Genomic DNA, 23776 nt, shown 5'->3' with positions numbered 1-23776 from the left:
AATGCTACACCATATTTTACTTTTCTTGTCATAAAAAATGCCCCCAAAAGTGTCTAACTTTTTGGGGGCAGTGTATTGGAATGTAGCTTTTTTATTTGTGATTATTTCGATACTTCTAATTCAGAAATATGACTTACTTTTTTGATTAATTTATTGTCTTTATCGATTAATAATAAAGTAGGAGTAGATTCAATTCCAAATTCAGTAGCAATTGGTGAATCCCATCTCAAGAGATCAGAATAATTGTACCATGAGAAATCTTTTGTAGCACTTTCAAAGGCATTTTGATCATAGTCTAAAGAGATTGCAACTATTTCACCACCTTTTGCTTTAAAGTCTTTGTAAAACTCTTTAATATGAGGAACCTCTTGTTGACAAGCAGGACACCAAGATGCCCAAAATACAATTAGTTTTTGATTGGCTTTAATATCATACAATGATTTCTTTCCCTTTACAGCTTTATCAAATGTGATATTTGGAACCTGTTGACCAACTTGTATTAAACTAACACCAGCTATCTTCTTTAATTGATCTGTAACTTTTCCTTTTAGTCCATTTATTTTTTCACCATATTTTTGATGAAAATTAGCATATTCTTTTTTTGGAACAAATTTTAGAATTGCCGTCAAAACATTTTGACCTCTTGTTGTTTCGATATTTGTTTTACCTAAAATTTCATCTGTCGCAGCAATCAAATTATCTTCAATATTTTGGTTTCCAGCAGTAGATAATTTGGTGTTGATATAAGCAAAAATCAAATCATTAAACATTCCAGATTGCTCCAAACGAATATCGTCATTTGAAAAATGATTCAGAATCGATTCTATAGTCGAAGCATCTCTATTATTTTGTGCTTGTTGCTTTAGATCATTTAACTCATTTATATAAGTGACCAAATCAGAAAATTTTTCACTTCTTTTTAAATCATTGATTCGTTTATCTTCTTTTACCATTGCCGTGTAAAACTCATCTGTTGGTTTATACATTTGCATTAAATATGGAAAAACTTGATTTTGAATTTCGTTTAATGGTTGTAACGCCAAAACTTTATTATATTCATTTTGTGCACTACCTTCAATAACTTGAAGTTTAGAATTTATTTCTTGACCTGTAACTGTTTTAAATTTCAAATCTTTGTTATCTGTCAGTAACGATAAATTTTCTCCTGTTGGTAAATTGATACGTACAAAACCATTGTATTTTGATGGTACTTTTGCAGTGAAATTACCATTGTTGTCAGTTTTGGAATTGTTGATTAATTTCAATTCAGCATTTTCGTAAACCTTTACTAAAACTGGTTTATTGGCGTAATTTTCTAATTGACCAGAAATTGTAAACTGTCCAAAAACAGAGCTTCCTAAAACAATAAGAGGAATTAAAAATTTATTTTTCATAATTTTTTGTGATATAAAAAAACCTCAATCATTTGATTGAGGTTTAAAAGTATGATTATTATTAATTAAATCAAAGATTTTTTGTATTTGTTCATAGCGAAATATACAACAGCTACTGCAATTGCAAATCCAATTAAATAAATTGTATACTCATCGATTGGAGTTGCTGGATTTCCAGGAGTATTTGTATCTGGAGGTGGTGGACCACAATCTGGATCTAGAGGATCGCACCCTTGAGCATATGTTGTTAGAGCAAATACATTAAATATAAATAAGGTTAGTAGTAATCTAAAATTTTTCATAAGGTTAGCGGTTTATTAATTAATTGTTTTTTGAGATACAACTTTTCCATCTTTATATGTAATAACTACTACATGTACTCCTGTAGTAAGATTTAATTTGTAATCTGAGTTAGTAGAAATATCTACATTACGAGAAATTAATCTTCCTGTTATATCATAAATTTCAATCTTGGCATTTGTATTTTTATCCTCAAAACGAACGTATTTGTTCGTCTTATCTTTATAAATATAAGTTGCATTATTTTTATTTAAATCATCAGTTCCCAAAACTAGAGGAGCTTCATTCCAATAAAGCTCAAATTGATCATTTATGTTAGGATTTGCAACAAATTTTATCTGAGTATTAGCATCTACTTCAACAACATTATTTTTAGATTTATCTAATAAATAGTATTTACCGACAGAAAAGTTATCCACTCTATTTAAAATTGATTGTTCAAATAATCTTAAATTGATCGTATAGTTATGCCCTTCAATTAAATTATTAAATCCAATACCGATTGGTTTTCCTATATAATCTAGCGAGTTAAATTGGTTCAATAAAGTTTGTGAGTTAGTTACAATAGTTCCATCATTTTTTTCTTCAAAAATGAATATTGGATTTTTTGAAATAGATTCATTTACTGAATTCCCTGTAGTATAAAAATTTGAGTTCACTAAATAAGCAGCATCTCCAAGTATTGAATTATCTTCCAATAAAAATAATTCTAACTGAGTAAAATCATTACCTGCAATTAAACCTTTACTTTGTAAGCTTGTATCTTCTAGTAAATTATAACTACTTGTGTCGTTACTCGATCTAGCATAAAGGCCTGAAGTGCTTCCATTTGTAAAGTCATAAATAAAAGTTTTTTGTCTATCCGCTATATTAAAATTTGCTGTAACGATATTACTACCACCATTATTAGCTTTAAGCATTGTATAGTAATCAATTTCGAAGTACTCAAATGGTTTAACTATTAAAGCGTCAGGATTTCCTGCCCAAAAATATGGATTAGCTCCAGTTTCAGATTTTTGTAAATAAGCAGTAATTCTAGTCGTGTTAGTATTACTTCCACCTGTTTGATCATCCCAGTTAACAGAGTAATTATTAGCTAATTTATGTATTCTGAATTTAATTGTAGTAGGTTCAAAAGTTTCAGTAGGACCTTTAATCGCTCCATTAACAACAAATTTTATCCAAGAATTAGCAATAGATACATCACTTAAATCCAAATTTGATGTAAATGGATTTGAAAAACGATGTAAATTCTTTCCATAGCGAGAATTTGTATCAGGAGCATTATTTCCTAAGTATGATACGAACTCCTCGTTATAATTATTTCTAAGATTTTTCCAATTACCCCAAGTTAATTCAGAAAACTGTTCTTTAGTTTTATTTACAATTCCACTTTCGACATTGTTTAATGTTACAGCTTTGTTATTTGGCTTACCGTAAGTAGCGAATTTATTTGAAGCTGATATTCCTTCAAGAAAACTTTTAAAGGCACCATTCATTGTATTAATAGTGTAGTTAGCACCAGCAACTACATCTGTTCCTTTAGGAACATTATCATATTCTGTTTCTTTAACATCCCAAGCAAGTATCGTTTGGTTATATCTGTTAGTTCCACAGTTCGAATTTACAGCACACTCTCCTCTAAATGTAGAAGAGTTAGAAGTAATATTATTAATTATATTTTCAATTTTATCATCTTGATAAGGTAAACCAAATGGGTAATAATCATTTAGAGATGGATTGATATTAGATCTTTCGATTGCTAATTGTCCAGAAACAGAAGATGCTTGATTAATTATTAATTGACCATATTCCGTACTAGTACTGTACTTATTGACGAAGTTTTTACCAATAGTATTTTGGTTATTAAAATTACCTCTAACTTGAATGTTTCCTTCATTAATTATTTTTTCAGTAGTTCCATCAATAGCATCAGTCGTAACATTTACATTTCCTCCATTATAGAATAAAGTACTTGGATTTACTTTAACGATAACTGCATCTTTTATATATGTGTCTTGTGCAGAAGCACTATACATCGCACTAAGTGCGACTAAAGCAAGTAGATTCTTTTTCATATATTATATTATTTTTGGTTGGTCTCTTTAAAATTACTAAATAATTTCATTACAAATATAAAAATTTTTATTAAAAAGTTACTATACAATTAATTATATTATAACCTTCTCTGGTAAATCTTTAATGTTATACATTAAGTCTGTAAAAATTTCTTCCGTAACTGCTCGTAATCCACGAGCTCCTAAACCCAATTCATTGGCACGGTCTACAATTTTATTTAGGGTTTCGTCCGTCACTATAAGCTCTTTTTCATCTAAGGCAAATAGCTTTGTATATTGTTTGATAAGCGAGTTTTTTGGTTCTGTCAAAATAGCTCTCATCGCTTCTTTATCTAACGCTTTAAGATAAGTAATAATAGGCAAACGTCCAATTAATTCTGGAATAATACCAAAGTTTTTCAAATCTTGTGCGTTTACTTCGTCCAAAAGATTTTCGACTTCTTTTTGATCGTCGTTTTTAAAACCAATTACATGTTTTTTCAAACGATCTGCAATGTGTTTTTCAATTCCAGAAAAAGCACCTCCAGCTATAAATAAAATATCTTTTGTATTAACTTCTATAAATTTTTGGTCAGGGTGTTTACGTCCTCCTTTTGGTGGAACATTAACCACAGTTCCTTCCAGAATTTTAAGTAAAGCTTGTTGAACGCCTTCTCCAGAAACGTCTCTAGTAATAGAAGGATTATCGCTTTTTCGTGCTATTTTATCTACTTCGTCGATAAAAACGATCCCTTTTTCAGCAAGTTCTAAATTGTAATCTGCAGCTTGTAAAAGTCGAGTTAAAATACTTTCTACATCTTCTCCTACATATCCTGCTTCTGTCAATACAGTTGCGTCAACAATTGCAAATGGTACATTTAATAATTTAGCAATTGTTTTTGCTAATAATGTTTTTCCACTTCCAGTTTCTCCAACTAAAATAACGTTCGATTTGTCAATCTCAACATCATTATCTTTGTCCAGTAATATTCTTTTATAGTGATTGTAAACTGCAACAGACAATATTTTTTTTGCCTGATCTTGACCAATCACATAATCATCTAAAAACTCCTTAATTTCTTTAGGTGATTTTAAAGTTAGAGGTTTTATCAAATCGTTATTTGCATTAAATTTCGATTCTTCTAAAACAATACCATGCGCTTGCTCAATACAATTATCACAAATATTACCGTCAATTCCAGACACTAAAATATTTACTTCGTTTCTGCTTTTTCCGCAAAAAGAGCACTTATTTTCTTCCAATTTTTTATACTTAATTAAGCTGCAAAGGTACTTATTTTGTTTTAGATAGAAAATATTTCTTTGTTAATTTGTAGATGTTTTTAAGTATGTTTATATAGGGCTTTATAATCTGCTTTTTATAACTGTTGTTTTTTACTCATTTCTATTGATTTACTACGTTTTTACTTGTAGAAAATAAAAAAGGATTCTAAATAATTAGAATCCTTTTTTATTATAATTTTTGAATTAGAAATTATTTTCGAGGTAATAAAACTTCGTCAATCATTCCATATTCTTTTGCTTCTATAGAAGTCATCCAGTAATCACGTTCACCATCTTTTTCGATTTGCTCGAAAGTTTGACCAGAATGGGTTGCAAGAATGTCGTATAATTCTTTTTTCAATTTCAAGATTTCTTTCAATGTGATTTCCATATCAGTTGCTTGACCTTGAGCACCACCTAATGGTTGGTGAATCATCACGCGAGAGTGTTTTAGAGCCGAACGTTTTCCTGCTGCTCCTGCACATAATAGAACTGCTCCCATAGAAGCGGCCATACCTGTACAAATTGTCGCAACATCAGGTTTTACCAACTGCATCGTGTCGTAAATCCCTAATCCTGCATATACACCACCACCTGGTGAGTTAACATAAATTTGAATGTCTTTTGTGGCATCTACACTTTCTAAGAACAATAATTGCGCTTGAATGATGTTTGCAATTTGATCATCGATTCCTGTTCCTAAAAAGATAATTCTATCCATCATCAATCGAGAGAAAACGTCCATTTGTGCAACGTTCAATTTTCTTTCTTCAACAATGTAAGGCGTTGTGTTTTGGATATAACTCTCCATATGTAAAGAGCTAATTCCTTTGTCTAACAGCGCATATTTTTTAAATTCTTCTCCTACGTTTTTCATTATTCAATTTAGATTTTAAATGAAAGGTATAAAGAATTTTTTAGAAGTGATTAAGCTTCTGCCAATTCTTTATTTTTTTCAGTAATGATGTCAACAAACTCGTCAAATGTTACTTCTTTTTCGTTCAATTTTACATTGTTTTTAAAGATGTCTAACATTTTGTCTGTAAACACTTGGTATGATAAACGGTTGTATTCTTCCTGATTTTGTAAAGCAGACATTGCAATTTGTTGTAATGTATCTTCTGGAATAGAATTTTGACCGTACATTTTTAATTGATCTTTGATCGCAGCAAAAGCAGCTTCTTTTACTTCTTCAGCATTTACTTCAACATTATTCAATTCAGCAATTTTAGCTTCGATTAATTGGTAACGTAAACCTTTGTCCATTTTAGCCAATTCTTCTTTTGCTTGCTCTTCAGAAGTTACATTTTCGTTAGAAGAAATTAACCATTTAGTTAAAAATTCTGTTGGTAAATCAAACTGAACTGTCTCTAGTAATTTAGCGACAACATCGTTGATAATTTGTTTGTCAGATTCTTTGTTGTACATGTTTTCTGACTCTTCTTTGATTTTGTTACGGAAAGCTTCTTCTGAATCTACAGCTCCTTCTCCATAAACTTTATCAAATAATTCTTGGTTAACTTCTGCTTTTTCTGCTTTGTTAATTTCTTTGATTGTATAAGTTACTTTAGTTCCTTCTTCAGTAACTTCTGTGTTCAATTGTTGAGCAGCTTCTTCAGCAGTGTCAAAAATATCGTTAGAATTTACTTCTACAACATCACCAACTTTTTTACCAATAAATGCAGAAGCATCTTTTAATTCTTCTAAACGGATAAATGTTGGTTTAGCTTCTTGACCTTCTACAGCAGCTTCTACTTTTAATACTGCTTCAGCTTCAGCTTCAGCTAATGATTTTAATGATCCAAAACGAGCAGCGAAGTTGTCAACATATTTTTGGATTTCGTCTTCAGCAACTTTTACTTTGTAGCTTTCAACTTCAACTTTAGATAAGTCAACCTCAAATTCAGGAGCTAATCCTAATTCGAAATCAAATGATAATTGATCAGCATTCCAATCAACTTCTTTCATTACAGGAACTGGATTTCCTAAGATTGATAATTTTTCTGTGTTGATGTAGTCAGAAACACTTTTTTGTAAGATTTCGTTAACTGTATCAAAAATAACAGCTTGCTCGTATTGTTTTTTTACAAAACTCATTGGAACTTGCCCTTTACGGAATCCTTTGATGTTAGCTGTTTTTCTGTATTGGTTCAATACATCAACTACTTTCTCTTGATAATCTGCCTTGTCAACAGTTACAGTTAATACTGCGTTTAATTTGTCTGTTGTATTTTTAGTAATATTCATCTACCTTAAATTTGGAGTGCAAATGTATAAAATTTTAATCATTTTTAATAGAAGAAAATGAAAATCCAAGCAATTCATTCTCTATAAATTAACAATTGAGATTGAATCTTATCAAATTGTTTAGATTTAGATTTTTAGTTGTCTTGATTATAATTTATTATTCACAAATTTTGATTGATATTTTCAATAATTAAGCCAATAGAAATCAACTGTCAGATTGACATAAAAAAAGTCCAGCAGAATAATCTACTGGACTTTTATATTTAGAATGCTATAATTTTATAGTTCTCCGTAATTTGCGTAAGATTCATCAAACTTAAAATCTTCCATAAATTTCGTTGTATAGTTTCCTGCTACAAAATCTGGATGATCCATTAATTGTAAATGGAAAGGAATTGTTGTTTTGATACCTTCAATATAAAACTCACCTAATGCACGTTTCATTTTCTGAATTGCTTCTTCACGTGTTTGTGCTGTTACGATTAATTTTGCAATCATTGAATCGTAGTTAGGTGGAATTGTATATCCAGCGTATACGTGTGTATCTACGCGAACACCATTACCACCAGGAATGTTAATATTTGTAATTTTTCCTGGAGAAGGACGGAAGTCATTGTATGGATCTTCTGCATTGATACGACATTCGATTGAATGTCCTTGAGGGTAATAGTTTTGACCAGAAATAGGTTCTCCAGCTGCTAACATAATTTGTTCGCGAACTAAGTCGAATCCTGTTACTTGTTCTGTAATTGGGTGTTCTACTTGGATACGAGTATTCATCTCCATAAAGTAGAAGTCTCCGTGTTTATCAACTAAAAACTCAATTGTACCAACACCTTCATAACCGATATATTCACAAGCTTTAACTGCTGCTTCACCCATACGTTGACGTAAATCGTCTGTCATAATAGGAGAAGGAGTTTCTTCTGCTAATTTTTGGTTACGGCGTTGAATAGAACAGTCACGCTCAGATAAGTGACAAGCTTTACCGTTTTGGTCACTTGCAACTTGAATTTCGATATGACGAGGTTCTTCAATCAATTTTTCCATGTACATACCGTCGTTACCAAAAGCTGCTGCAGCTTCTGTACGAGCAGATTCCCATGCGTGTAACAAATCTTCTTCTTTCCAAATTGCACGCATCCCTTTACCACCACCACCAGCAGTAGCTTTCATCATTACAGGGTATTTTATTTCGCGCGCAACCTCTAAAGCTTGTTCATAGCTTTCTAACAAACCGTCAGAGCCAGGAACAACAGGTACTCCTGCTTCTTTCATTGTAGCTTTAGCATTTGCTTTATCTCCCATACGGTCGATATTATCAGCAGGCGCTCCAATGAATTTGATTCCGTTAGATGCACAGATTTTAGAAAAAGTAGAGTTTTCAGATAAGAATCCATAACCTGGGTGAATAGCATCCGCGTCTGTAATTTCTGCAGCCGCGATGATGTTAGCCATTTTTAGGTATGAATCTTTACTTGGAGCAGGACCAATACACACCGCTTCGTCTGCGAAACGTACGTGTAAAGATGTTTCGTCCGCTTTAGAGTAAACAGCAACCGTTTTGATTCCCATTTCTTTTGCAGTACGTATAATACGCATTGCAATTTCACCTCTATTAGCGATTAATATCTTCTTAAACATAATTTTTTAGATGTAATTGATTAAGCTGGATCAACTAAGAATAATGGTTGATCGTACTCAACTGGACTTGCATCGTCCACTAAGATTTTAACAATTTTACCAGAAACTTCAGATTCAATTTCGTTGAATAATTTCATTGCTTCAACAATACATAATACTTTACCTGGAGCGATAGAGTCACCTACACCTACGAAAGGTTCTTTTCCTGGGCCAGCTGAACGGTAAAATGTTCCAATCATAGGAGATTTTACTGTGATTAAATTGCTGTTTTCTTCTTCTGATGGAGCCGTAGAGTTGTTTGCTGGTGCAGCAGCTGGCTCTTGTGGCGCTGCAACTTGTGCTACAGGAGCTTGAGGTACATAAAATTGTTGAGACGCAACTTGCGCAGGTACGCTTGCTAAAGTTTTGATTTTAATCTCGATGTCATCTTGTTTGATGCTTACTTCAGCAACTTCTGCTTTTGATACGAATCTAATTAAATTTTGAATGTCTTTAATGTCCATATAATGCGGTTTTTTTATTTGACCTTTATGTTTGTTTTAATAAAACGATTTCAAAGGTATTGAAAAAAAAATAAAAAAAGCTGTTTCTTTTATAGAAACAGCTTCAAAATCTTTATAAGATTATATTATTCAGTAACTTCTTGTACTTTTTCTAATACTACTTTTCCTTTGTAGTATAATTTCCCGTCAGACCAATGAGCTCTGTGGTATAAATGTGCTTCACCAGTTGTTTTATCGATTGCTAATTGAGGAGCTTCGATTTTGTAGTGTGTTCTACGTTTATCTCTTCTTGTTGACGACTGTCTTCTCTTAGGATGTGCCATATCTAACTACTTTTTTTCTTTATTTCTATAATTTATTTTAATAATAAAAACCAATTAAGGTTTCAAATCTTTCAATTTTGCCCAACGTGGATCAATGTCGTCATTATCGTCGTCATCACCATTATCGTTGTCATCCTCATCCTCATCGTTTTCTGCATCTTCGTCTAATTCGTAAATGCTATACTGATCAAGTAAGTCTATCATTTCAGAATTACTTTCTCCATTTAAAACATCAGGATGAATTCGTTTTGTTGGTACTGATAACATTGCTAATTCATAAAGAATTTGTGCAAGGTTGATTTGGTATTCTTCACGAGGAATAACCCAAATTTCAAAATCAGTATCGTCAAACTCGTCGCCAAATTTAACAATTAATTCTGCATTATTCGAAATTTCTTGCTGAAACAATTCTCCAGTTAGATCGCAAGGAACAGTAATGTTTCCTTTTAAGCTAATTTCTAACTCGAGCATTGTTGATTTTTTATCTAAAATGATTGATACAATCATCGTAGGATTTTCAAAATCTTGCTCAATTTCAAATAAATCAAAGAACGATTGTGATAATTCGAACGTAAAATTACTCTTACCAAAAGGCAAGCTTGTAAATATAATATTATAATTTTTCAACTTGTCCATACCACAAAAAGGTGTGCAAAGATAATCTAATTTATTTAAAATTAATAGCTCTTTACAACTTATTTTAAATTTTTATTCTTTATTATCGCCTTTCTCTAGTTTTAGAGGAATATGTTGCAATACATTTTTAGTTAACTCTTGATATTCGTTTCGGTTTTTGAACAATTCAATTGCTGTAAAAATAGCTTCTTTAAAAGATTCTTCGTTTGCAATTCCTTTTCCTGCAATATCGTAAGCTGTTCCATGATCAGGAGAGGTACGAACAAATTTTAATCCAGCTGTATAATTTACACCTTCATCAAAACTGATGGTTTTGAAGGCTACCAAACCTTGATCGTGATACATTGCTAAAACAGCATCAAATGCATCTAAATTATGGGGACTAAAAAAGCTGTCAGCTGAATAAGGGCCGAAGACCAATTGATTTTCGTTGATACATCGTTCGATAACAGGAGAAATAATTTCTTTTTCTTCAGAACCCAACAAACCATTATCACCAGCGTGAGGGTTAAGTCCAAGAACTGCAATTTTTGGTTTTGAAATTGCATAATCTTCTACTAAACTTTTATGAATTTGTTGAATTTTAGCGTAAACAGATTTTGTATGAATGTTTTTTGCTACTTCACCTATTGGAATGTGTTGTGTAACCAAACCGACTTTTAGTTTTTCTGAAACCAGAAACATTAAGGGTTTTCCTCCCCAAACTGCACCCAGAAATTCTGTATGTCCAGGAAAATTAAAATCTTCGGACTGAATATTGTCTTTGTTTATAGGAGCGGTTACTAAAACATCAGTAAAGCCATCTGTTACAGACTGTGTTGCAGCTTTTAGAGATTGATAAGCATGTTCGCCAGCTTCTTTGGTTATTTTACCAAAATGAACATCGATTTGATCTTTCCAAAGATTAACAACGTTTATTTTACCGTCAACAATTTGACTTGCATCTTGAATGCCTTGAAAATTGATTCGATCAAATTTTAATTTATCTTTTTGGTAAGATAAGAGTTTTGTTGAGCCAAAAATAACAGGAGTAAAAAACTCTGTCATTTCTTTTTCTTGTAGAGTTTTTAGAATAACTTCTATTCCAACTCCATTATAATCGCCAATCGAAATGGCAACTCTTGGTTTTCTATCTTTTTCAGACATAATTTAATTTTAATAAGATTGGCTTGATGGTTTGTGTTTTTTGAAAAACTTTTTGTAAATCAAATCTACAATTAAACCTCCAATCCATGATGAAAAGAATAAAACAGGACAAATAGCAATTTCGTACCAAGTTGGGTGGTAAGGTGTGAATAATACATCACCTAATGCTACGATTAAAACAATAAAACCGACAAACATGGTGTAGGCTTGTTTTGCTTTTTTTACAAGTAATGCGGTGATGACACCTCCAACTAAAGCAGCAATTCCGCTAATTGCTAACATTGATCCAAAGAATTGAACTTTAAAATTTTTTCCTTCTCCGTGCGAAAAGTATTTGATGACATGTCGCCATTCAGGGAAAATTTTATCATCCCAATGTAATCTGTTCGCATTGTATATAAGTCCAAATTGAAGAATTGCATAGATGACAATTAATCCTACAATTACAGCAATAGTGTTTCTTAATACAGTTTTGTCTTTAAGCATAATTATTTATTAGTCTGCAATCGCAATTACAGATATTTCTACATTTACATCGCGGGGTAAACGAGCAACTTCTACACATTCTCGCGCAGGGTAATTTGTATCATTGAAATAAGAAGCATACACTTCATTTACGGCATTAAAATCGTTTAAATCTTTTACGAAAATTGTTGTTTTTACAACATTATCTATTGTTGTGCCGCCTTCTTCAAGAATAGCGATAACGTTTTTCATGACTTGGTGTACTTCGTCTTGAATGCTTGATGTTACTAATTCGTTTTTCTCTACATTAAAAGGAATTTGTCCTGAAGTGTAAAGAAAACCATTGTATTTTACTCCTTGCGAATATGGTCCGATAGCTTGTGGCGCTTTGTTCGTATGAATAATTTGTTTTTTCATGTTTTGATATTTTTAGTAATTAAGTCTTGATCTGTCGTTATACTTCAAATCTTGTAGGATCGAAGCTTTGATTCCGATGAAGAAATCATAACTTTTGTAAGTTCCCATTGGAGTCCAGTTAAACGATAAAGTAAAACTACGTAAATCTCGTTCAAATCCGAAACGAACATAGGTGATCTCATTCGTAATAAAATCGTATGTAGCGTTAGCTGAAATTGCCCAATAAGGTGTTGGAGAGATTTTACCATTCAATGCAATAGAACCTGTGCTATCTCCTTTTCGCTGTGTTCCTTTTGTGTAGTTATAGCTGATGTTAGCCGTTAAACTCCATGGAATAGCGAATTGTGCGTAATTATCGCTGTCGTAATAGAAATTTTCGTCACGTACGGTTCCTCTTTTTTTATAGTTCTTGGCATCGAAACCTTTTCCACCAAATGTACTGTTGTCAAATGTATATCCAGTTCCTAATGTCATATTCGAAATACGAAGATCTCCTAATCCCATTTTGTCAACATATTCTGCAACTTCATTACCAGAAGCATTGATGTAGCGTCTAATTTTGTATGGATTTACGGTTGATGAAAATTGAACATTAACTTTTCGGTCAAATAAAGAAGTCATACCATTAATATTTATAGGAGAAAGTTTGAATTCTTCTGCAGAAAAATTATAGGATGAACTTAAACGTAAGTATTCAAAAATCTTTACTTTTTTGAAACCTTTCGGATCATTATCATTTTTTACTTTCATCTCTAAATTGTTCGAAAGTCCAAAATTTAAGGAATTAGTCAATCCTGGAATTCCTACACCATACAACATGTCTTGGTATTGATTGTACCAAATTTCTTCTTGATTTTGATCTTTGTAAGCTTTGTAATATCCCCAAGACTCACCTTGAAAATCTGGTGTGTAACTATAGCCAATTGAAGGCGTAATCACATGTTGAATACCTAAGATTTTAGCATCTTTGTTAGGATTAAGGTATAAGCCATAAATATTCGTTGAAACAGAAGCATTGAAATTAAATGTTCGATACGAATTAAATCCTTTTAAAGTTGTGTCTTCAATTTTTCCATTCACTGAATTGTAACGTTTAATTAAACGATTATCACCCCAAACTTCATTGTAATCTGATGATAAGGTTAATGGAAAATAATTAGCAAGTGTTATTCCTGTCTGTAAACCAATTTTGTGATTTGCACCCATACGCATTTGTTCTTTCCACATTTTATCTGTGAAAATATCGTTATCATTTGTGTTCACTTCGTTTCCAGCTTGCATACTATACGTTAGTCCAAGGTTTTGTAATAAACCTTCTTTTGGCATATTTTTCTTTGCAAATGGAAAAATACGAGACATGGTTAAGTTAAGACGAGGAAATGCAATGTTAATATCACCCGTATTGTAGTTCTGAGAATGCGACATACTCAATTGAGCTGTTAAGGGTGCGTTCTCAAAGTTCTTCGTCAAGTTAATAGATGAGTTGACATTATTTGTGAAAACATCTCCTGTATTAATGTACTGATTTCGTACAGATTCTCGGTAGTATTTTGAACTCGAAAAGTTGACATTTGCGTTGAATAACCAATACGGATTTGCTTTAGGATCTTGACTATGCGACCACATTACACCAAACAGATTTTGTTTAGAGAATGCATTTGCTCCATCTGTAATTCCTTTAATTCCAGTTAATCGATTTTCTACATTTGCCGATAGTCTACCATTGTATTTATAACGTTTTTTATAATTCGATTCAGCTCTCGCTGCCCAACTACCTTTTGTGTAAATATCTCCAGAAAGTTTTAAATCGAAATTATCACCAAATGGAACATAAAAACCTAAATCTTCGATAAAGAAACCAAGATTTGTACGTTCACCTGGACGTGGCATTAAGATTCCAGCTGCACGTTTTGCGCCCATTGCTGGAATATACCCAAATGGTAATGCTAAAGGGGTAGGAACATCATAAATCCACATATTAATAGGTCCGGTAATCAAGGTTTTCTTACCATTTTTATCAATCATTTTTCCTTCTTTGGCACGAAGAAAATAATCTGGACGTGTATCTTTTCCTTCTTTAAAATAAGTATCCGTTGTAAAATCAGCACGTTTCAATAACATAACCGAATCGTTGACGCGCTTGGCTTTATCAGCAATAATAATTCCTTCTTCTTGTGTCATGCGAATGTTATACGCAATTCCGACTTTCGTTTTGAAATTTACTTTGAAAGCATCTTGCAAAATTTCTTGTTGACCTTGTGTAAACTTCGTTTTTTCAATAATGTTACCAATAGAATCACGTTTACCTTCGGCATATACATCACCCGTATCCCAGTTTAATTCTATGTAATCGGCATCAATAGTCATGTCACCATAAACAACATGTGCCTTACGCAAAAGGTAAGTCATACGTTTTTTACGGTTATGAATTTCATCTTCAGAACTGTGCTCTACTACAAACTCTAATTTCTCTTTTACAGGGATAATCGTATCTAATTTCACAGAATCAGAAACAATTTTAGAGTGATCTTTATCGTTATTATTTTGCTTAACTTGTCCAAAAGAAATGGTGCAAACCATAACTGGACTAAAAAATAAAATCGATTTAATTGCCTTTGTAAACAAATTGAAAAACTTATTTTTTATAAATTGCGTCAAAATTAATCAAAAAAACAAACCTATAGTATGAGTTTAAAAATGATTAACATACAAAAGTATTTATTTTTTGCGATGATGTTGGTATTTTCTACACTTTCATTTGCTCAAAAAAAACAAAATTTTGTAATTGTTATAGATGCTGGTCATGGTGGTAAAGATGTTGGAGCAAGGGGAGTCGCTGATTATGAAAAGAATATCACGTTAGATGTTTCGAAAAGATTAGCAGAATTAATAAAGAAAAATCACAAAGATGTTAAAGTTATTTTAACACGCGATACAGATGTTTTTTTAGAATTGTGGGAACGTACAAAAATTTCGAATGATAATCATGCAAATTTATTTGTTTCCATTCATTGTAATTCGGCTGATAATAAAAGTGCGACGGGTACAGAAACATTTGTGATGGGATTGAAAAGATCAAACGAAACAGACGAAGTATCGAAACGCGAGAACTCAGTTGTGTTTTTAGAAAAAGATCAAGAACGTTACGAAAAATTTAATCCAAATGATCCTGAGGCTGTTATTGCTTTCGAAATTATGAATGCAGCTTATAAAGAGCAATCGATTCGTTTTGCAGATTTAGTCGAAAAAGGTTTTGTAAACCGTGATTTTAGAAAAAGTAGAGGAGTGAAACAAGCAAATTTCCACGTTTTAAGAGGAAATGCTTCACCTTCAGTTTTGGTAGAGTTAGGATTTATTTCGAATTATGATGAAGGAAACTATTTGGCCTCTAACGAAGGAAAAGAGCAGTCAACTCAAACAATTTATGAAGCGTTCAAACAATTCAAGAAAGAATACGATCGAAGAAGTGGAATAGAATATGAGGAAGAAAAACCTAAATCTGTAAAAAAAGTTGAAAAACCTGTAGAAGGAAAAAAATTGAAGATCAAGGTAATGGAATCTAAGATGAAATTTTCTGCTACGTCGCCACAGTTGAGGGGTTTAACAGATTTAGATGTTATTCAAGAAGGAGATAAATATGTGTACTATTATGGTGAAACAGATTTACAATCCCGAGCAGATGATTTGTTGCAAACAGTAAAACGTAAAGGTTTTTCAGGTGCTAAAATTGTTGAATTTGAAACAAATAAAAAATTAGAAGGTGGTAAAAACTACCGAGTACAATTCATGACATCTAATAAAAAATATAGAGATAAAGACGATAAATTCAATGGACTTACAAATGTATTGAGGGTGAAAGAAGGTGGACTCCAAAAATATTATTTTGGTGCAGATAAAACAATGGAAGCAGCTCAAAAAACATTGAAACAAGTTCAAGATAAAGGTTTTAGAAATGCGTTTATCGTTACATTTAATGGTGAAGAACCAATGTAAGCGTAATATAAAGTGTTTCTTTACAAATTAAATTTTATTTTTGCATAAAATCATATCAAGTGAAATTATCTAAAGAATTCAAAATTGGAATCATAACCTTGTTAACCTTAGTAGGTTTCTTTATGTTGTTCAATTTTTTGAAAGGACAAAATATCTTTTCATCAGGACGTTTATTTACAGTGAAATACGAAAATGTAAATGGATTAGCACCTTCAAAACCTGTTTCTGTAAACGGTTTGAGAGTAGGTCAGGTGAAAGAAATCAAAATTATAGATACAGCCAAACCAATTTATTTTGAAGTGGTGATTTCTGTAGAAAAAGACATCGAGTTTTCGAAGAAAACAGTAGCGGAAATTTATGAACCAGGAATTATGTCTGGCCCAGAGGTTCGCCTATTGTTGGATTACGGACCAGATATTGCAAAAGACGGAGATTTTTTACAAGGACGAATTGCAGGAGGAATGTTAGACGGTTTGTCAAAGCAATTAACGCCAACGCAAGCAAAATTGGACAGTGTTTTATTAAGCTTTAATCAAACATTAGGAAGTGTAAACAATGTATTAGATCCATCAACTCAGCAAGATATTAAAGCCATGTTGAGAAATTTAAACCATACAATTGATTCGTTTGATAAAACTGCAAAATCATTAACAGCAACATCAAATAGTGCAAATCGTTTGATTGAAACTAATGAAAAAACATTAAATTCGACACTTAACAATGCAAACGCAACAATGGCTTCTGCAAAAGCTACAGTTGATAAATTTGGTGAAACTGCAGATAAATTGAATGCATTAGAGTTGGATCAAGTAATCAAAAATTTTGAAAAAGCATCCAATAATTTGAATATCTTGTTAGAAGACATGAACAATGGAAAAGGATCTTTAGGAAAATTAGCAAAAGATGAAACGCTTGCCAATGAATTGGAAGCTACTATTAAAAATATGAATGCGTTGGTTGAAGATTTAAAGAAAAATCCAAGTCGCTATGTTAATATCTCTGTTTTTGGTAAAAAACAACCAGTACAACCATAACATGGATTAAAAAAAATATTAAAACTCAAAACTCACAAAAAAGACTAATAAAAAATGATGAAGTACATTCCAAATGTAATTTTTCTCTTAATTATGATTGGGAGTATTTGGTTCTTTGCAAAAAATGTAAAGAAACTGATACGTAATATCAAATTAGGAAAAGAAATTGATCGTTTCGACCATCCAGCTGAAAGATGGAAAACGATGGCACGTGTCGCGTTAGGACAAGGTAAAATGACGGTACGTCCGTTAGCAGGAATCTTGCATATTTTTGTATATGTAGGTTTCGTTTTAATCAACATCGAAGTTTTAGAAATTATTATCGATGGTGTGTTTGGAACGCACCGTGTGCTTAGTTTCTTAGGAAGTTTCTATAACGGAATGATTGCATTTTTCGAAATTTTAGCCTTTTTGGTTATGATTTCATGTATCATTTTCCTTTTCAGAAGAAATGTCGTAAAAGTTGGACGTTTCTGGAAACCAGAAATGAAAGGTTGGGCAAAAGACGATGCAAATTATATTCTTATTATGGAAATTGCATTTATGTTAGCCTTATTTACAATGAATGGTGCAGATCAAGTACTACAAGCAATGGGAGCAGAACATTATGCAAAAGTAGGATCTTTTCCTATCTCATCTTGGCTAACAGCCCCAATAATTAGTCAGTTTGATGATGTTACATTTATTACACTTATAGAAAGAGCAGCTTGGTGGTTTCACATCATTGGGATTTTCTTTTTCTTAAATTATTTATATTATTCAAAACATCTTCACATCGTTTTGGCTTTTCCAAATACTTGGTTTTCTAAATTGGAACCAAAAGGAGAATTCAACAACTTACAAGCTGTAACAGATGAGGTAAAAATGATGATGGATCCTAATGCAGATCCATATGCAGCACCCGCTGAACCACAAGGCGAACCTGAAACATTTGGTGCAAAAGATATTTTTGATTTAAACAGAGTGCAATTACTTAATGCCTATACATGTACAGAATGTGGTCGTTGTACAGCCGAATGTCCAGCAAATTTAACAGGTAAAAAACTATCTCCTCGTAAAATTATGATGGATACACGTGATCGTTTAGAAGAAGTAAGTAAAAATATCGACACAAATGGGAAGTTTGTTGATGATGGAAAAATGCTTGTCAATGATTACATTACACCAGAGGAATTATGGGCGTGTACATCTTGTAATGCCTGTGCACAAGCTTGTCCAGTAAATATCGATCCATTATCAATCATCGTTGATTTGCGTCGTTATTTAGTCATGGAACAATCTGCTGCGCCACAAGAGTTAAATATGATGATGACAAATGTCGAAAATAATGGAGCTCCTTGGCAATTTAACAATGCAGATAGATTGAACTGGGCAAACGATTAATTTGTAAAATACAATTACTCATTCTCGAAGAATTATTAATTTAAACATATCACAAACACAACACATGGAAAATTTCTTAGAGGAAAAAATTGAAAACGGAGAAAGAGTAAGTCCTATTTTACCAGAAAATATCAAGAATTATTTAATTGATATTGATGGAACAATTTGCGATGATATTCCCAACGAAGAACCAGAACGTATGTTAACTGCTGCTGTTTATCCAGATGCTTTAGAAACATTGAATAAATGGTATGATGAAGGGCATATTATCACATTTTTTACATCACGTATAGAAGAACATCGTGAATACACAGAAATTTGGTTGAAAAAACATGGTTTTAAATATCATGGACTTTTAATGGGAAAACCTCGTGGAGGAAATTACCATTGGGTAGACAACCATTTAGTAAAAGCAACACGATACAATGGTAAATTTACAGATTTGGTTGAAAAAAATGTTTCCATTCAGGTTTTTGATGATGGTAATCATTAAATCAAATCCAATCAAATAACACAAAAAAATATGTCAAATATTACAGTTAAAACAATGGCTCAATATATGGCCGAAGGTAAACAACCAGAAGTTTTGTTCTGGGTTGGTTGTGCCGGAAGTTTTGATGATAGAGCTAAAAAAATAACAAGAGCATTTGTTAAAATTTTAAATAACATCGGAGTCGAATTTGCAGTTTTAGGGACAGAAGAATCTTGTACGGGGGACCCCGCAAAAAGAGCAGGAAACGAATTTGTTTTCCAAATGCAAGCGATGATGAATATTGAAGTTTTGAATGCTTACGAGGTAAAAAAAATTGTTACAACTTGTCCGCATTGTTTCAATACTTTGAAAAACGAATACCCAAGTTTAGGAGGAGATTACGAAGTCCTACATCACTCGCAATATCTTCAACAATTAATCAACGAAGGTAAATTGAAATTAGAAGGTTCTGAAACATTCAAAGGTAAACGAATCACATTCCATGATCCATGTTATTTGGGTCGAGGAAATGATGTGTACGAAGCACCTCGTGAACTAATTGAAAAATTAGACGCCGAATTAGTTGAAATGAAACGTTGTAAAACACGTGGACTATGTTGTGGTGCAGGCGGTGCTCAAATGTTCAAAGAACCAGAAAAAGGTAACAAAGACATTAATGTCGAGCGTACAGAAGAAGCGTTAGAAAAAGAACCGCATATTATTGCGACTGGCTGCCCATTTTGTAATACAATGATGACTGATGGGGTAAAACATTTTGAGAAAGAATCTACTGTATTAGTAAAAGATTTAGCTGAATTAATTATGGAAGCGAAAGATTTATAGTTAATTTCAAAAAATATAACCGTTGTAAAACCGCCTCTTTTGAGGCGGTTTTTTTTATTTAAAACAAAATGAATTGGATAGAATGACGAATACTTAAAATATTAGATGTACATTTGCAAAGTATTAGAGACAAGATTTTAAGCTTTAATTTACTTTTTTAATTATATTTTTTGACTTCAGTCAACTCATTTTATTAATTTTTGTACTTCGAAATTATTACTCTAGAATTGATATTCATTTAGTTGGGTATTTATTTTTTTATCTCTCTTTTATATAAGTAACAATAAAATTTGATAAAAAATATCTATGGCAGATTCCACATCTAAAAAGGAAAAAAATAAAAAAAGAGCATTAAAAAAAATAGAGAAAAAAAATAAAAGAGAAAATCGTAAAGAAAATAATAACAAAGGAAAATCATTAGAAGAAATGATTGTTTATGTTGATGTTTTAGGAAACTTTACAGATATTCCTCCTCACCTTCAAGACAAAGAAAAGGATTTATTGAATAACTCTAGATCAGAAGATAAAGATGTTTTTATAACAGGTGTAGTTGATAATTACAACGATCAGAAAGGTTTTGGATTTATCAAAATAACAAATTCTACAGAGAAAGTTTTTTTCCATTTCAAAGAATCGAAAGAATTATTAAAAGTAGGAGATGCAGTAGAGTTTAAAAAAGCAATAAGCGAAAAAGGCTACAGAGCGACTCAAATTTCAAAAAATTAATTATTAAATAATATATAAATGCAAGAAGGAACAGTAAAATTCTTTAACGAATCAAAAGGTTTTGGTTTTATTTCAAGTGCTAATGGAGGTGAAGATATTTTCGTACACGTATCAGGATTAGTAGATAGAGTTAATGAAAATGACAGAGTAACTTTTGACCTAGAAAAAGGTAAAAAGGGACTTATGGCAGTAAATGTAAAAAGAATATAATTTTATTCATAGTTTTTATTAAAAGAAGGGGATTGGAAACAATCTCCTTTTTTGCTTTTTGCTCATTAGCTAAAATAATTTCGTAACTTTGAATACAAATTTTAAATGAAGAGAAAATGAATTTAGCAGACGAATCAAGAATTTGGATTTTTCAAGCCAATCGTAAATTCTCGGCAATAGAAAAAGAAGTTATTACAACAAAATTAAATACTTTTATTGCAGATTGGAATGCACATGGAGCTGAACTTTTAGCTGATTTTGTTTTACCGTATGATCAATTTATTGTAGTTGCAGTAGACGAAAATCAAGCAACCGCAAGTGGATGCTCAATTGATAAGTTGACGAAATTAGTACGCGAAATAGATGCTGCTTATTCGTTTGATTTATTAAACCGTATGTTAGTTTCTTACGAAAATGAGGAAGAAATCTTCATCGAAAAATTACCGAATTTTAAACAAAAAGTAAAAGAAGGTGCTATTAAAAATGTAAACGTTTTCAATAACGGTGTTTCTTCTTTACACGATTTTAAACAAAATTGGTTATTACCTATCGAACAAAGTTGGGCTAAAACATTACTAAATTAAGCCTTAAAATAGTAGAAAATATCTTCGCCGAGTTTGCTTAAAAGCTCGGCTTTATTTTTGATAAAAGATTGTTGAAAAAATACTATTTTTACATATTAATAAATAAAAAATAACTATGAAAAACAAAGGATGTCTTATTGGAGGTGGAGCTTTAGTTGGAATAATTGTAATTATTGGACTATGGTTAATGTCTGTTTATAACGGATTAGTACCTATGCAAGAAAATGTGAAATCGCAATGGTCGAACGTAGAAAATACATACCAAAAACGTTCAGACTTAGTCAATCAGTTAGTTGGAACTGTAAAAGGTGCTGCGAATTATGAAAAAGAAACATTAACTGCTGTTATAGATGCACGTGCAAAAGCAACATCAAATCAAATAAAAATTGATGATCCAAATCAATTGACACAAGAAAATATTTCTAAATTCCAAGCTGCGCAAGATCAATTAGGATCTACATTAAGCCGTTTATTGGTATCTGTAGAAAGATACCCAGAGTTAAAAGCTGTAACAGGATTTACTAATTTACAAGCTTCTATTGAAAGTATGGAACAAGAAGTTTTATTCGAAAGAAAAAAATACAACGAAGCAGCAAAAGTGTATAATACTAAAATTAAAACATTCCCAACGAATATGATGGCTGGAATTGTTGGTTTTACAGAGAAAGGATATTTCGAAGCTGCGGCAGGAACTGAAAATGCTCCTACAATAGATTTTTCTAAATAATAAAAAAATCATCACTATGGGAAAAAAGAAACATCAATTTCTTTCTTCAAAAGATGAAAAAAAAATAATCGAAGCCATTCAAAAAGCCGAGAAAAATACAAGTGGTGAGATTCGAATTCATATTGAATTCGAATCTTCTCCAAATCATTTTGATAAAGCTTTAGAGGTTTTCGAAAGATTAGAAATGTATAAAACAAAAAACAGAAATGGTGTTTTATTCCATGTTTCTCCAACCGATCATAATTTTACAATTATCGGCGATGAGGGAATTGATAAAGTAACACCTGATGATTTTTGGGATGATATAAAAGAAGAAGTTATCAAACATTTCAAAAAAGAAAATTATACAAAAGGCCTTTGTGAAGGAATTAAAAAAACAGGCAAAGCACTTAAAAAATATTTTCCTTATCAAGAGGATGATACAAATGAACTTTCAGATGAAATTAGCTACAATTAAATATTTTTTTCTAACATTTTTCTTTTCAATTTTAACCGTTTTTGGTCAGACACCAGATGAATTGGTTAAGATGAAAAATCCACCAAAAAAGTTAGTGCAGGATTATGCACACGTTTTTGATGCAATGCAATTGAATGATTTAGAACGAAAATTGGTAGCGTATAACGACTCTACTTCAACTCAAATTTTGGTCTTAACAGTAGAGTCTTTGGATGGTTATCCCTTGGAGACGTTTGCAAATGAAATTGGAGAAAATTGGGGTGTTGGAACAAAAGGTAAAGACAACGGAGTTGTTATTGTATTGAGTGAAAAAGATCGTAAGATTACTATCAGAACGGGATATTCGGCTCAAATTTATTTACCTCCAAGTGTCAATAAATCCATAATCGATCAAGTAATTATTCCTTATTTCAAAAAAGGTGATTACGCTGGTGGAATAAATGCTGGAGTTAATTCTATTTTTAAAGCATTTGCAGGACAATATAAACAAGATAAACCAAAATCTAATGAACCCGAAATGGATTGGTTTGTTCTTATTTTTGTTATTGGATTTTTCATCTTTATCTTTATTATTATGTCAAAAGGTAAAGGAGGAAATAATAATGGAAATGGAGGAAATGGTGGCAGACGAAGTCTGTTAGATGACATTATTATTATGAACACTGGAAGTTCTGTTTTCGGTAGTGGAGGTTTTGGCTCAGGAGGAAGTTCTTGGGGTGGATCATCTGGCGGCGGAGGCGGCTTTGGTGGCTTCGGAGGAGGAAGCTTCGGAGGCGGTGGAGCATCTGGTAGTTGGTAAGATTATACATTATAAAATATTGACAATGAAAATTAATAAAAAAATAAATTAACCAGTAGTGCATTTGTATTAGATTGTATATAAAAGTTGTACAACCTGCTAAAAAGCAGTAAATTGTAGTTACTACACAAA

At 31.8% G+C, this 23776-nt stretch carries 25 protein-coding genes; 11 read left to right on the top strand and 14 right to left on the bottom strand.

Going from position 1 to position 23776, the window contains the following annotated elements:
- Positions 1-101 precede the first annotated feature (101 nt).
- The 14 genes from HX088_RS11930 to HX088_RS11865 form a co-directional block, all read right to left on the bottom strand.
- The gene (locus HX088_RS11930) at positions 102-1394 is read right to left on the bottom strand and encodes a TlpA disulfide reductase family protein (RefSeq protein WP_286484269.1); all 1293 of its coding nucleotides are present in this window, start codon (positions 1392-1394) and stop codon (positions 102-104) included.
- Positions 1395-1459: 65 nt separating this feature from the next.
- A complete protein-coding gene (locus HX088_RS11925) occupies positions 1460-1696 on the bottom strand; it encodes an Fjoh_0651 family PID-CTERM protein (protein WP_225542284.1) in 237 nt (78 codons plus the stop codon).
- A 15-nt stretch (positions 1697-1711) separates the two neighbouring features.
- Positions 1712-3772, bottom strand: a complete 2061-nt coding sequence (locus HX088_RS11920; protein WP_286484268.1) for a T9SS type A sorting domain-containing protein — start codon at positions 3770-3772, stop codon at positions 1712-1714.
- A gap of 93 nt (positions 3773-3865) precedes the next feature.
- Entirely contained in the window at positions 3866-5014 is a 1149-nt protein-coding gene (gene clpX, locus HX088_RS11915) for an ATP-dependent Clp protease ATP-binding subunit ClpX (protein WP_171622389.1), read from the bottom strand.
- Positions 5015-5246: 232 nt separating this feature from the next.
- Positions 5247-5912, bottom strand: a complete 666-nt coding sequence (gene clpP, locus HX088_RS11910; RefSeq protein ID WP_171622390.1) for an ATP-dependent Clp endopeptidase proteolytic subunit ClpP — start codon at positions 5910-5912, stop codon at positions 5247-5249.
- A gap of 50 nt (positions 5913-5962) precedes the next feature.
- Complete coding sequence (locus HX088_RS11905) at positions 5963-7282, bottom strand: trigger factor (RefSeq protein WP_225539712.1); 1320 nt, start codon at positions 7280-7282, stop codon at positions 5963-5965.
- Between the two features lie 279 nt (positions 7283-7561).
- Entirely contained in the window at positions 7562-8926 is a 1365-nt protein-coding gene (accC, locus tag HX088_RS11900) for an acetyl-CoA carboxylase biotin carboxylase subunit (RefSeq protein WP_286484267.1), read from the bottom strand.
- 20 nt (positions 8927-8946) lie between these two features.
- Complete coding sequence (gene accB / locus HX088_RS11895; protein ID WP_286484266.1) at positions 8947-9429, bottom strand: acetyl-CoA carboxylase biotin carboxyl carrier protein; 483 nt, start codon at positions 9427-9429, stop codon at positions 8947-8949.
- A gap of 125 nt (positions 9430-9554) precedes the next feature.
- Positions 9555-9752 carry a 50S ribosomal protein L32 gene (gene rpmF, locus HX088_RS11890; RefSeq protein WP_019975824.1) on the bottom strand — a complete coding sequence of 66 codons (198 nt, stop codon included), beginning with the start codon at positions 9750-9752 and terminating at the stop codon, positions 9555-9557.
- Positions 9753-9806: 54 nt separating this feature from the next.
- Positions 9807-10388, bottom strand: coding sequence for a YceD family protein (locus HX088_RS11885; RefSeq protein ID WP_260542317.1), 582 nt, complete (start codon positions 10386-10388; stop codon positions 9807-9809).
- Positions 10389-10460: 72 nt separating this feature from the next.
- Positions 10461-11534 carry a 4-hydroxythreonine-4-phosphate dehydrogenase PdxA gene (pdxA, locus tag HX088_RS11880; protein WP_171622395.1) on the bottom strand — a complete coding sequence of 358 codons (1074 nt, stop codon included), beginning with the start codon at positions 11532-11534 and terminating at the stop codon, positions 10461-10463.
- Between the two features lie 9 nt (positions 11535-11543).
- The gene (locus HX088_RS11875) at positions 11544-12020 is read right to left on the bottom strand and encodes a hypothetical protein (protein ID WP_225539708.1); all 477 of its coding nucleotides are present in this window, start codon (positions 12018-12020) and stop codon (positions 11544-11546) included.
- A 9-nt stretch (positions 12021-12029) separates the two neighbouring features.
- Positions 12030-12416 (bottom strand): RidA family protein, encoded by a 387-nt coding sequence (locus HX088_RS11870; RefSeq protein ID WP_171622397.1) that lies wholly within the window; start codon positions 12414-12416, stop codon positions 12030-12032.
- A gap of 12 nt (positions 12417-12428) precedes the next feature.
- The gene (locus tag HX088_RS11865; RefSeq protein ID WP_171622398.1) at positions 12429-15041 is read right to left on the bottom strand and encodes a putative LPS assembly protein LptD; all 2613 of its coding nucleotides are present in this window, start codon (positions 15039-15041) and stop codon (positions 12429-12431) included.
- A gap of 72 nt (positions 15042-15113) precedes the next feature.
- Between HX088_RS11865 and HX088_RS11860 the strand changes: the two genes are divergently transcribed.
- The 11 genes from HX088_RS11860 to HX088_RS11810 all read left to right on the top strand — a co-directional run bounded on the left by HX088_RS11860 (position 15114) and on the right by HX088_RS11810 (position 23644).
- Positions 15114-16409 carry an N-acetylmuramoyl-L-alanine amidase family protein gene (locus HX088_RS11860; RefSeq protein ID WP_284583337.1) on the top strand — a complete coding sequence of 432 codons (1296 nt, stop codon included), beginning with the start codon at positions 15114-15116 and terminating at the stop codon, positions 16407-16409.
- A 59-nt stretch (positions 16410-16468) separates the two neighbouring features.
- Positions 16469-17443, top strand: a complete 975-nt coding sequence (locus HX088_RS11855; RefSeq protein WP_260542324.1) for an MlaD family protein — start codon at positions 16469-16471, stop codon at positions 17441-17443.
- Between the two features lie 57 nt (positions 17444-17500).
- Positions 17501-18826: a 4Fe-4S dicluster domain-containing protein gene (locus HX088_RS11850; protein WP_284584284.1), complete on the top strand. Its 1326-nt coding sequence runs from the start codon at positions 17501-17503 to the stop codon at positions 18824-18826.
- Positions 18827-18890: 64 nt separating this feature from the next.
- A complete protein-coding gene (locus HX088_RS11845; protein ID WP_284583338.1) occupies positions 18891-19319 on the top strand; it encodes an LNS2 domain-containing protein in 429 nt (142 codons plus the stop codon).
- 30 nt (positions 19320-19349) lie between these two features.
- Positions 19350-20141, top strand: a complete 792-nt coding sequence (locus HX088_RS11840; RefSeq protein ID WP_260542328.1) for a (Fe-S)-binding protein — start codon at positions 19350-19352, stop codon at positions 20139-20141.
- 306 nt (positions 20142-20447) lie between these two features.
- The gene (locus HX088_RS11835) at positions 20448-20867 is read left to right on the top strand and encodes a cold shock domain-containing protein (protein ID WP_171622403.1); all 420 of its coding nucleotides are present in this window, start codon (positions 20448-20450) and stop codon (positions 20865-20867) included.
- Positions 20868-20885: 18 nt separating this feature from the next.
- Complete coding sequence (locus HX088_RS11830; protein WP_171622404.1) at positions 20886-21077, top strand: cold-shock protein; 192 nt, start codon at positions 20886-20888, stop codon at positions 21075-21077.
- Positions 21078-21193: 116 nt separating this feature from the next.
- Positions 21194-21661: an ABC transporter ATPase gene (locus tag HX088_RS11825; protein WP_171622405.1), complete on the top strand. Its 468-nt coding sequence runs from the start codon at positions 21194-21196 to the stop codon at positions 21659-21661.
- Positions 21662-21776: 115 nt separating this feature from the next.
- Positions 21777-22388 carry a LemA family protein gene (locus HX088_RS11820; RefSeq protein WP_171622406.1) on the top strand — a complete coding sequence of 204 codons (612 nt, stop codon included), beginning with the start codon at positions 21777-21779 and terminating at the stop codon, positions 22386-22388.
- Positions 22389-22404: 16 nt separating this feature from the next.
- A complete protein-coding gene (locus HX088_RS11815) occupies positions 22405-22845 on the top strand; it encodes a TPM domain-containing protein (RefSeq protein ID WP_260542333.1) in 441 nt (146 codons plus the stop codon).
- Positions 22826-23644, top strand: coding sequence for a TPM domain-containing protein (locus HX088_RS11810; protein WP_260542335.1), 819 nt, complete (start codon positions 22826-22828; stop codon positions 23642-23644). The genes HX088_RS11815 and HX088_RS11810 overlap by 20 nt, the downstream gene beginning before the upstream one ends.
- Positions 23645-23776 lie beyond the last annotated feature (132 nt).

The organism is Empedobacter sp. 225-1, assembly GCF_030328185.1.
GTDB lineage: Bacteria > Bacteroidota > Bacteroidia > Flavobacteriales > Weeksellaceae > Empedobacter > Empedobacter stercoris.
This window is presented reverse-complemented; position numbering and strand designations above follow the sequence as displayed.